This is a genomic window from Okeania sp. SIO2B9 (genome assembly GCF_010672505.1).
GTDB classification, from domain to species: Bacteria; Cyanobacteriota; Cyanobacteriia; order Cyanobacteriales; family Microcoleaceae; genus Okeania; species Okeania hirsuta.
Window position 1 is genome coordinate 1 of record NZ_JAAHGK010000834.1, and the last position, 3,499, is coordinate 3,499.

The 3,499-nt window shown below is 33.5% G+C and carries 1 protein-coding gene; it reads left to right on the forward strand.

The genetic code is table 11. The features are described 5' to 3' along the window. Positions 1-1,181 precede the first annotated feature (1,181 nt). The gene (locus F6K13_RS24140; protein WP_124146719.1) at positions 1,182-3,371 is read left to right on the forward strand and encodes a serine/threonine-protein kinase; all 2,190 of its coding nucleotides are present in this window, start codon (positions 1,182-1,184) and stop codon (positions 3,369-3,371) included. The last annotated feature ends 128 nt before the right edge of the window (positions 3,372-3,499 follow it).

Consider the following 3,499-nt stretch of genomic DNA (forward strand, 5'->3'; position numbering starts at 1 on the left):
AAGTTGCATAAATAGTTGTATTCTATATTAATGAAAACCGCTATAAACCAAGTAGACCACCAGGCAAATTGACAAGTAATCCTGGAGTTAGCTGAAAGTTGTCAGACTCAGAAGTTAATTCATAAAATCCGTCGGGAGTTTGCCCACTCATTGTTTTTGGATTTAGTTCAGTTTTTTCTATTTTATAGCAGGGAACAGAGAACAGCGGGAAAAACATTTCTTCTTATTCGGTTCATCATCAGCATAAGTTCTAACCTACTAGAACAACCAGGTAAAAAGTTCAGAAAAGCTTTCCAAGGTTTTATATCATGTTCGGATAATTAGTCATAATAAAACTTTCTGCTTCTGTTCTTCTTTCTTCCCTCCTGACTCCTGACTCGGTCTTCCTGACTCCTCCGTCTAAGCTTTTATATCATGTTCGGATAATTAATCATAAAAAAACTTTCTCGGCGTTGGTGAATCAAGCTATGAAACCTAAATTTAGCGAAATATAAAATGCTTTTCAGTTAATAGTTAGACAATTGCCATTAAAGCACAATCATAACCACGCATCACCAACGCCACTTTCTCCTTCTCCTGCTGTTTCTTCTTCTTTCTTCTCTCCTGAGGACTGAGGACTGACTCCTCCGTCTAAAGTTTTTATTTTGGCATTGAAGAAATACCTTTAAATAATAATATTAATCCCCCAATTAAAATTGCTACTGCTAAACCACCACTCAGTAAATCAAGCCAACCACTATTTTCCATAATCAAACTCAGTTTAACTCTTAATAAATCTTATATCATACCTATTTTGTTATAGTCAATACTGAATTGACTAATAATCATTAAAATTTTATTTAATTTACTGATTTTTATGAGAATTTGAGTAAATTATGGATACTATAGTATCTATGAGATTTTTATAAAATAAAAAAATATAGTAAGCATTCAGCTAGCTCGCAGTCAGCTTTTAGCTGTTTCATAAATAATGAATATACACTGCTAAGGTCAAGGTTAGTTTTTTTTCCAATACTTTGAATTATCATTAAATCTCTCAATACTAATTCCTTGCTATCAAGGTAATGAATTAATAGCTGATAGCTGAATCCTGACAGCTAAATGCTTACAAAATATATAAAAAATCTGAGGAAGAAGCAGTACAAATTCCTATTAAGTATTAAATTTACTAATTTTTTTCTATGAGTTATTGCCTCAACTTACATTGCCAACAACCTCAAAATCCCAACGATGTAGAATTTTGCCAAGCTTGCGGTTCAAAATTGTTACTGCGAGGACATTATCAAGTAATTAAACCTATTGGCAACGGCAGCTTTGGCAGAACTTTTTTAGCAGTGGATTTAGATAGATTTAATACATCCTGCGTAGTCAAACAATTTTTTCCACAAAATCACAACTTAATCTCTACTGAAAAAGCATCAGAATTATTTAAAAGAGAAGCAGAGCAACTATTAAAATTGGGAGATAATCCTCAAATCCCCACTTTATATGCTTACTTTGAAGAGCAAGAAAATCTTTATTTGGTAGAACAATTTATCGCCGGAAAAACTCTTCTCCAAGAATTAGAAGAACAAGGTGTATTTAGCGAGAATAAAATCTGGGAAATATTATTAGAATTATTGCCATTATTAAAATTTATTCACGAAGAAAAAGTAATTCATAGAGATATAAAACCAGAAAATATATTACGATTTAATACTTCAAGATCGCTAGAAAAAGGAAAACATAAATTAGTCTTAATAGATTTTGGCGTTGCCAAACTAAATAGTCAGGATTTTGCGAGTGAAATTGGTACTATCACTGGTACATTAGGATATGCTCCAATAGAACAAATACGCGGAGGTAAAGCATATCCAGCTAGTGACCTCTACAGTTTAGGTATGACCTGTATTCACTTGCTAACTCAAATAGCACCTAACCAACTATTTGACCCATTTAGTGGAGAATTAATCTGGCGATCGCATCTAGTTCAACAAGGAAGAGAAATTAGCGATCGCCTAGAAAAAGTCTTAGATAAATTAGTCAAAGACCTAGTAAAAGAAAGATATCAATCAGCTACAGAATTACTAACAGAAATTTCCCATAAATCAACTCCTAATATTCACCCAAAAACTCATATTTATCAAGTAGAAAAAAAATCTTTAGAAGAAATACAAAAAACTCAAGAAGAGCCGGAGAAAGTACCTCATATCAGTATAATTGTACAAGCAGAAGTAGAAGCATGGAAAAACAGACAAAATGTAGCAGAATCAAATGAATATAAGCGGGGAAAAATATTTCATAACAACATCAATAGTCACTATCAAAGCACTCAAAAATTATCAGAAGAACCACATCTTAACTATCAATCAAAACCACTGAATAACGTCATAGAATTTGAAAAGAAAAAAGCAAATTTATCTTCAACAAAAACAAAAATTAGAAACTATTTAAAACTCTCTCAGTTATGGAAAAGTGTACAAATTATCCAAGAGCATAACGTTTCTATAAACACCATAGCTATCAGTCCCCACGGTTTTACTTTAATAACTGGCAGCGATGACAAAATAATTAGACTATGGAATCTCAAAACAGGACAACTTTTGCATAAATTTTTAGGTCATACTGCCGAAGTATATACAATAGCTATTACCGCTGATGGTAGAAGAATATTCAGTGGTGGAGATGATAGAACAATATTAGCTTGGAACTTACAGAAAAAAACAATTGCAGACAGATTTTATAGCCATTTAGGTTATCCTTATAGTCATCGGGGTGGTGCTATTTTGTCAGTAGCTATTAGTCCAGATAATGAAACCGTAATAAGTGGCAGTGCTGACCATACAATTAAACTTTGGAATCAACGTAATGGAGAATTACTTTGCAAATTACATGAACACTTAGATAAAGTTTTCTGTGTCACTTATGCCAAAGTTAATAATACTGATACCGCAAAAAATCATCCTCAAAATCACATTTTTGCTAGTAGTAGTGCTGACAGTTCCATCAAAATTTGGCAAGCAGGAACCTGTGTCAGTCTGAAAACTTTGAGGGGACATTCTGGAGGAGTATATTCAATTGCTTTTACTTCAGATGCTCAAGCGATCGCAAGTGGTGGTGCAGATCGAACTATAAAACTCTGGGATGTTCGCACAGGTGAGTTACTGAATATATTCAAAGGTCATTCTCGTGCAGTTTTATCTGTTGCTATTACTCCCGATAGTCAAATTCTTGCTAGTGGAAGTCTAGATGGTACGGTTAAATTGTGGAATTTGCAGACAGGAAAATTATTAGATAGTCTTTGTGGTTATCATCCAGTGCAATTTACTTCAGATGGTAAAACTCTAGTTAGTGGAGGTGAAGGAGGTCGGATTTTAATTTGGAAGCTATAGTAATATCATGTCCACTTGCTCTCTTTCTAAGTGTTGTTTGTCTCCACTTACCATTACCATGCAGGACTATCGAAAATTTGGTAGTCCTACACAGTAATGGTAAGTGGAGACAAACAACACTTAGAAAA

Excerpts from the sequence above, each read along its gene's own strand:
- F6K13_RS24140 (WP_124146719.1), top strand. The coding sequence starts at position 1,182 with ATGAGTTATTGCCTCAACTTACATTGCCAACAACCTCAAAATCCCAAC.